Source organism: Hyphomonas sp. UBA3601 (genome assembly GCF_002375605.1).
Classification (GTDB): Bacteria; Pseudomonadota; Alphaproteobacteria; order Caulobacterales; family Hyphomonadaceae; genus Hyphomonas.
The window spans coordinates 9,040-16,425 of sequence record NZ_DFME01000117.1 but is presented as its reverse complement, the minus strand read 5'-3'; the positions used below and the strand labels follow the sequence as shown (position 1 = coordinate 16,425).

Sequence of the window (7,386 nt, the reverse complement as noted above, 5' to 3'; positions counted from 1 at the left end):
CTCGCGCGCGTTCGAACAGGGTGAGCGTGTTCTTCAGACCCGAGCCTATTTCACCGATAGTATTCTCGACCGGAACGCGCACATCATCGAGAAAAACCTGTGATGTTGATTGTCGATTGAGCGCGATCTTTGGAATACCGCGGACTTCATAAGGATGCTCATTGCGATCGAGCAGGATATGGGTCAGTTCGTTCTCGCCAGTTCGGCAGGTGCAGATGAAAAAATCTGAGTACTCACCATTGGTGATCCATGTTTTCTCACCAGAAATCACCCAATGGTCACCATCTCGCACAGCCCTGGTTTTCGCCGCCGCGACATCCGAACCGACATCCGGCTCGGAAATGCCGACAGACGCAAAAAGTTCCCCCGCCAACAATCTAGGCAGGTAACGTGTCTTGATGTGCTCCGGCGCGAGTTTGACCAGCATCGACGCTGCGCTGCCATTAACAAGTGCGGCTATCGCCAAGTCTCCCGAACTATAGGCAAGCTCTTCAATTAGTTGAACGTGCAGCTTCCAGGACAACCCCAGCCCGCCGGCAGATTCCGGCTGTGGGGCGTTGACGAGACCAAATTCTGCCAGCTTTTGCGTCCAGCTTTGCATTTTGTCCTTTGGAACGAAGTCTTCCCCATGCGCAGCCAGTTCCGGCTCCAGCTGCTCATCAAGATAGCGACGCAGGCTTTCGATTGCGGCGAGCTCAGCCTTGTCAAAGAAAATATCTAATCCCCCAATCATGCATTTGCCCTCTTGAAAATGTTGACCACAGCAACACCCTCCTCAATGCCAATTAGGCCGCCGCTGTTTTCGTGGATAGCGTGTCGGGCACCATCAACCTGGCGCTTTCCAGCTTCGCCGCGTAATTGGGTGACAAGCTCATGAATTTGCCCCAGCCCGGTTGCGCCGATGGGGTGGCCTTTGGACTCCAGCCCGCCAGACGGATTGATCGGGATTGAGCCGCCAATCGTGAAGTCCCCGCGTTCCGCTGCCGGGCCTGCTTCACCGATCGGAACTAACATCAAGTTCTCGGCGTGCATCAACTCACCAATCGCGGTTGCATCGTGCACCTCGGCAACGTCCATGTCTTCTGGTGAAAGGCAGGCCATTTCATACGCCCTCTCAGCGGCAATTCGCGCAACATGGCGTTCCGGTGCATCGGCGCTGCGCGCGGGGTTTCCACTTGCAACGGCGCTGGCCATGACCTGGACGGCTCGTGACGTAGTGGCACCAATCTTCCTCAAGCCTTCCTCATTGCAAAGGATGACCGCTGCAGCACCATCCGAGATCGGTGAGCACATTGGCAGCGTCAAAGGGTAAGTGATGGGAGGTGCTGAAAGAATTTCATCAATCGTGTAAGGCTGACGGTATTGCGAATACTCATTATGCTCTGAATGCTGATGATTTTTCGCGGCTATCGCAGCAATCTGGCGCTGAGTCGTGCCATAGCGCTTCATATGGTTCCGGCCGAACGCTGCGTAGATTTTCATGAATACGCTATAAGGGCGTTCAGATTCCGATCCCTCCGGTTCGGCAACACCTTCGCCCAACTGGAGAAGCCTTTTGGCATTCTCCTCAGGTGTCTCAACATCCCAACCGCCATCGAACACAGCGAACATCCTCGCCTTGTCAGGCACGTTCATTTTCTCGACACCCGCCGCCAGGACAACGTCCTGCATACCAGCCTTAAGCGCCTGAACAGCAAGGTGAAAGGAGGATGAACTGGACGCACAGGCGTTTTCAATATTGAATGCGGGAATACCTGTCAGCCCGATCTTGCTGAGCGCAACCTGGCCAGGAACAAAGGTTTGTCCCTGCAAGAACCCTTGGGTCGCACTGGAATGGTAAACTGCCTCCACGGCGGCCTTGGTGCAGCCTGCATCATCCGCCGCACGCAAAATGGCGGTGTCCAGCAATTCAGAAATACTTGCTTCCAGATGCCGCCCGAAATGCGTCATGCCGACGCCTACAATATAAATCTTACTATCCGACAAGACTCTCTCCCCATCTACAGATGGCCGCTACTGGCCTGAATATTTCGGTGTTCGTTTCTCACTGAAGGCTGAAAGCCCTTCGAGGAAGTCAGCGGATTTTGCATGCGCTTCGAGATGGCGCATTTCCAACGCGATGGCTTCGCGCGCGGACAAGTGTGCGCTTCCGGCAACCATCTCCTTCATACGCTGAAGTACAAGCGGGCTTTTCTCCGCCAGCTTTGCAGCAAGCGCCTCTGCAACCGATGACAAGTCGTCATCCTCAACAACTTGGCTTACAAATCCGGCTTCACGAAACGCTTCCGCCGACCAATGATCGCCGGAGAATAGGAGATAATTCGCTTTCTTTTCGCCAACATACCTCGGCAAGAGAGATCCCCCGCCGCCCGGCAGAACACCAAAATTGGAATGGGCGTCGCCCAGCCGCGCACTGCGCGCCGCCATCACGACATCGCAGGTCATGGCTAGCTCCAGTCCGCCGGCCAAAGTCAATCCATTGAGCGCTGCAATTGTCGGCTTCGGCAAAGCACGAATAGCCAAAAACACGTTCTGAATGTCGCGAAGGAAGCCAAGAAACCCGGTATTGTCACCAGCCTGAACTTCCCCCAAAACGCCCTTCAGGTCAGCACCGCAGCAAAAGGCGCGCCCGCTCCCAGTGATAGTCAGCACTCGAATCTCATCGCGCTCGGCAACATCTTTCACACATTGCGCAAGTTCATTCACCATTAGAGCGGACAGTGCATTCATGCTGCCCGGACGCGTCAGGGTAATTCGTGCACACGAATCTTCCGCCTCAAATTTCAGGGTTTCAAACGACAATTGTCCAATTCCAAGCATTGGGCCGCGTTCGCTCCAAAACTTGGCCCGTTCCAGATGAGGCTTCACTTTATCGGGCCAGAAAACTTATTGAACATCAGACGCATGTCACCGTGCGCCAAAGCGTCGTCAGTCGAGCCGCCCAAGGCAATGCAGAGCTCTAGCGATGTCAGCTATCGTCCAGCTGGCGCTCATTCTCGAGGAATTCCTGCGGGGACTGCCCCGTTAACCGGCGAAACGCACGGGAGAAATTGCTGGGGTCCTTGTATCCCAACAGATACGATATCTCCTTGATGGACCGACGACCTGTCCGCAAATAGCCGATAGCGAGATGCTGGCGAACATCGTCGAGCACGGTGTTGAAGGTTGTGCCCTCATCCTGTAATTGGCGCTGAAGACTTCGGTTACTTGTATTTAGCTCTCTTGAAACCGACTCCAGGGAGACAGCTCCATCCGGTAGCATTTCGACAATCGCCGCCCGGATCCGCGGAATAATTTGTTGTTCATCGAACCGGGCAATGTATTCCATCGCAATCTGGTCATTCCTTCGAACAATGTCGGAATTCGCGCCGCGCAGCACGCGCGTATAGTCCTTCTCGGCCACATGCAGCTCTAGACTGTCGTGACCATATTCGATCGGACAACAGAAAAAGGCATCAAATTCATCCATCGCGACCTTACCAGGTTTCGGACGACGCATTCTTACCAAAACAGGAGAATAGTCCGCTCGGTAAACCATTCTGACGAAGCGAAGCACCGTCGCCAAAAAAACATCCTGGCGGACCGGCGGCACGTCTTCCTTGAGTTCAATGGAATGAATGAGGCACCCCTTCCTGATTTCAGACCTTGTCTCAGCAGAATGAGAAATTAGCCTGAAAAAACGATCAAACCGGTGGAAGAATGTTTCCAGCGTTCGGCTTGAGAACAATGAATACCCAAGCGCATGCATTGAGCCGGGCGTATTTCGCTCGGCCAGCTTCAGCCCGATCGTCTCATCACCTGTCGCCTCTACGATGAGCTCAATGAAGCGACTGAATCGTCTAGACCGCACCCTGGCATTCGGGTCCTGGAGAATATCAGGATCAACTTCCGCACGCCGCAGTAGATCTGGTACATCAATGGAAAAGTCAAATTCGTCCAATATGGCCACAATCTGTATGAGCCAGGATGCAATGACTGACCGCGTCTCACTCAATTCTGGTTGCGCCTTACCTGATGATGTGTGGTTCAAATATCGATTGTCCTGTACGACCGTCTTCGATGACAAGCTTTATCGGTTCATGACGGTTTGTCCAATTTTTGAACAGGATTGTACACGCTTCAGCCAATACTGCGGACCTGGCCGCCCCAGTATTTCTTACGTACATCCTTTCGCAACACCTTACCAACGACGCTCAGAGGCAGTTCCTCCACGAACAACACGGATTTTGGTGTTTTGAAAGATCCGATCTGCTCTTTTACATAGGCAATCAGGTCAGATTCGGCCACCTCAACAGAGTCGTTAAGGATGACTTCCGCATGTACAGCCTCGCCCCATTCTTCGTGGGGAACACCGACAACCGCTGACATCAAAACACCAGGATGGGAGTTGACTGCGGCCTCAACCTCAGTCGCATAGACATTGAAACCACCCGTGATGATCATGTCCTTCTTCCGATCAACCAGGTAGCAATATCCGTTTTCGTCCGTATATCCGATATCCCCTGACTTCCAGTATCCGTTGACGAATTCCTCCTTCGTCTTCTCTGGATTGCCTTCATAGCCAAGACAGGTTGAGCGCGATCGCAAATAGAACTCGCCGAGTTCGCCTACAGGAACTGGATTACCATCATCATCGCAAACCGACAGTTCGATCCCGGTTGAGCGTCGACCCGCGGACGCGAGTCGGCCTTCAGTCTCAGCGTCCACGATATGATCTTTCTTGCTTAGGCAGAGGGTTGCCGCCAGATGTTCCGTGGAGCCGTACACTTGTGTGAATATTGAACCGAATCGCTCAACCAGGAGCTTGGCCTTGGCCGGGCTCATGGGGGCCGCGCCATACAACACCGTGCGCAATGAGGATAGGTCATACTCTCGTGCTTCGGGCATTTCCAAAAGGCGGTACGCCAGAGTCGGTACGATGAAGGCGTGAGAAATCTTCTCTTGCTGGATATAGCGGCACCAGTTCTCCAGACTGGGCTCGTTCATTGTTACCGTGCAACCACCGCTGAACAGAACCGGCAAAAGCATCATACCGCTGCCATGGCTAATGGGAGCTATATGCAGCATGCGGCAGCCATCGAAGAAATCCGGGTCTGGAAGTGTCAGGAAACTATCGCGGCACCCCAGAATGTTGTCGATTGAATACTTCGCGCACTTGCTGTCACCAGTCGTGCCTCCTGTAAAGCGCATGAGCACGACGTGCGTTCGATCATCGATTTCAATATCTGTGTTCTCTGTCGACGCGTTCGCCAAAAGATCGGGAAGGGCCAACACGCCTGAATATGGCTTGACCAGAGCATCCATCACAACAATCTGAATGCCGCGTTCGGTAAGCGGGCCAGCATGGGAGGCTAGGAGGTCATTCTCGATGAATGCGACTTTGGGCTTGACGATGTCGATCTGGCCAAGATGCGTTTCCAGGCTGTCGAGGTAGTTGGCATGACAACATGTTGCATAAGCTTTTGCAGCTGACCCCCAATGGAACAGGGAGAGATTGTCATTTTGCAGCATACAGACATATCGGTCGCCCGCGCCGAGATTCAGGTTTCCATTGAGAATATGTGCAATCTGATTGGTTATGATGTGATAGTCACGAAAACTCAGCCGGCGGCCACGCTCAAGATTCACAATCGCCTCACGATCTCCGAAGGATTCCGCGAGCCCTTGCATGACACGGCTGTAATTTACCCGCCCGCCTTCTGTCGAAACCAATGCTGCAGCAGAACTTGGAGCGACGTCAACAGGCATCAGTTCACGGTCATTGCGCTTTTTTGAGAAAATTCCGAACACAGAGACTGTCCTCCCTTTTGTCTACACCACCCTAAGATTGCTGCGTACAGGATCGATTTAAAGCAGCTTTTTAAATAGATTCAGCAACCAGCCCGTCTTCGAAGAATAGGGAGGCAGCAATTGGCTAAGCACACTGATCTTCGATTGTGAGAACACCGGCTTCAAATGACTGAACCGCTCGAAACTTCCCGGCCCCAAATAGGATCCGATCCCGCTTTGCCCGATGCCGCCAAATGGAAGACGGCGCTGGAAGACGTGCATCACCGTGCCGTTCAGGGTCACGCCGCCAGCATGGGTTTCGCCAAGGATTTTTCGTCGACCTGCACTGTCTTTACCGAAATAGTAAAGTGCCAGTGGCCGCTCGCCAGCATTGATGTACTCGATTACTTCGTCTTCCGTACGATAGGTCAGGATCGGCAGAATCGGCCCGAAAATCTCTTCCTGCATCAGCCCCATATCGCTTGCAACATTGGTCACAGCCAGCGGGGCTATTCGATGAGCAGCCTCGAACATGCCATCGCCACTGCCTGCGAGATTGGTCACTCCGGCACCTTTTGCGCGGGCGTCTTCAACCAGTCCCCGCAAACGGTCAAACTGCCGGTGATTTATAATGCTTGTATAGTCCTGATTGGCTTCGATCTCGCCAAAACACTTGTGCACCTGCCTGGCGAGCGCTGACACAAAGTCTTCTACACTCCCTTCTGGAACGAATGCGTAGTCGACACCGATGCACGTTTGTCCTGCGTTGAGGAGCTTGCCGAAAACAAGGCTCTGCGCGACTTCTGGAAAATGAGCACTTTTATCAATGATAATGGGGCACTTGCCGCCAAGCTCAAGCGTCACTGGTGTCAAATTGGCTGCGGCCGACTGGGCGACTTTTTTACCTGTATTGGGCGAACCGGTGAAGAGAATATGATCGAATGGAAGAGACGTCATCTGCTGCGCGACATCCGGGCCGCCGATTACCACTGCCATCTCTTCTTCTGAAAAATACTTGCGAACAAGACGCTGCGAAATTTCAGCTGAATGAGCCGAAATTTCACTTGGCTTGGCAATAATCCGGTTGCCAGCCGCCAACGCACCCGCCGCACCGGCGAATACTGTGCCATAGGGATAGTTCCAGGTTCCGAGAATGCCGACGACACCAAGGGGTTGCGGAATTAGCCGCGAAGATCCCGGCAATCCAAACGTGTCAGTTTTGACACTGCGCGGCTTCATCCAGTGTTTTAAATGGCGCCGTGCAAATTTCACATCCGACAGAACCAGCATGATGTCTGTCAGGATGGTTTCATACCGGCTGCGTATTCCGAAATCAGCCGTAACCGCGTTAATGAGTTCGTCTTCATGCGTCTCGAACATTTTCCCAAGACGAGCCAGCAGGTCCATCCGGGTTTCATAGCTGCAGGACACCTGCTCTCGCGTGAGGGAACGCTGCAGGGTGAATATCCTCTCAAGCTCGGTGATGCCGGTTTCAATCCCCACTATCTCGCCCTCAAACGTGTTGCCGCATCGAGGCGAATTGTTTCACCATTCAAGTATCCATTCTCGACGATGAACTGGCATGCGTGTGCAAATTCCATGGGGTCTCCGGCGCGG

General features: G+C 53.3%; 6 protein-coding genes. All 6 read right to left on the bottom strand.

The window, feature by feature from the left end; all coding sequences use genetic code 11:
* A partial coding sequence (locus B4F73_RS12330; protein ID WP_290483408.1) for an acyl-CoA dehydrogenase family protein occupies positions 1-733 on the bottom strand: 733 nt, incomplete at its 3' end.
* The gene (locus B4F73_RS12325; protein ID WP_233348651.1) at positions 730-1,986 is read right to left on the bottom strand and encodes a thiolase family protein; all 1,257 of its coding nucleotides are present in this window, start codon (positions 1,984-1,986) and stop codon (positions 730-732) included. The genes B4F73_RS12325 and B4F73_RS12330, both read right to left, overlap by 4 nt.
* 27 nt (positions 1,987-2,013) lie before the next feature.
* The gene (locus B4F73_RS12320) at positions 2,014-2,802 is read right to left on the bottom strand and encodes an enoyl-CoA hydratase/isomerase family protein (RefSeq protein ID WP_034764038.1); all 789 of its coding nucleotides are present in this window, start codon (positions 2,800-2,802) and stop codon (positions 2,014-2,016) included.
* Between the two features lie 166 nt (positions 2,803-2,968).
* Positions 2,969-3,940 carry a helix-turn-helix domain-containing protein gene (locus B4F73_RS12315; RefSeq protein ID WP_272981631.1) on the bottom strand — a complete coding sequence of 324 codons (972 nt, stop codon included), beginning with the start codon at positions 3,938-3,940 and terminating at the stop codon, positions 2,969-2,971.
* 179 nt (positions 3,941-4,119) lie between these two features.
* Positions 4,120-5,748: a class I adenylate-forming enzyme family protein gene (locus B4F73_RS12310; RefSeq protein ID WP_290483407.1), complete on the bottom strand. Its 1,629-nt coding sequence runs from the start codon at positions 5,746-5,748 to the stop codon at positions 4,120-4,122.
* 99 nt (positions 5,749-5,847) lie between these two features.
* Complete coding sequence (locus B4F73_RS12305; RefSeq protein WP_233348649.1) at positions 5,848-7,272, bottom strand: aldehyde dehydrogenase family protein; 1,425 nt, start codon at positions 7,270-7,272, stop codon at positions 5,848-5,850.
* Between the last annotated feature and the right edge of the window lie 114 nt (positions 7,273-7,386).

Excerpts from the sequence above, each read along its gene's own strand:
- B4F73_RS12310 (WP_290483407.1), bottom strand. The coding sequence starts at position 5,748 with ATGCCTGTTGACGTCGCTCCAAGTTCTGCTGCAGCATTGGTTTCGACA.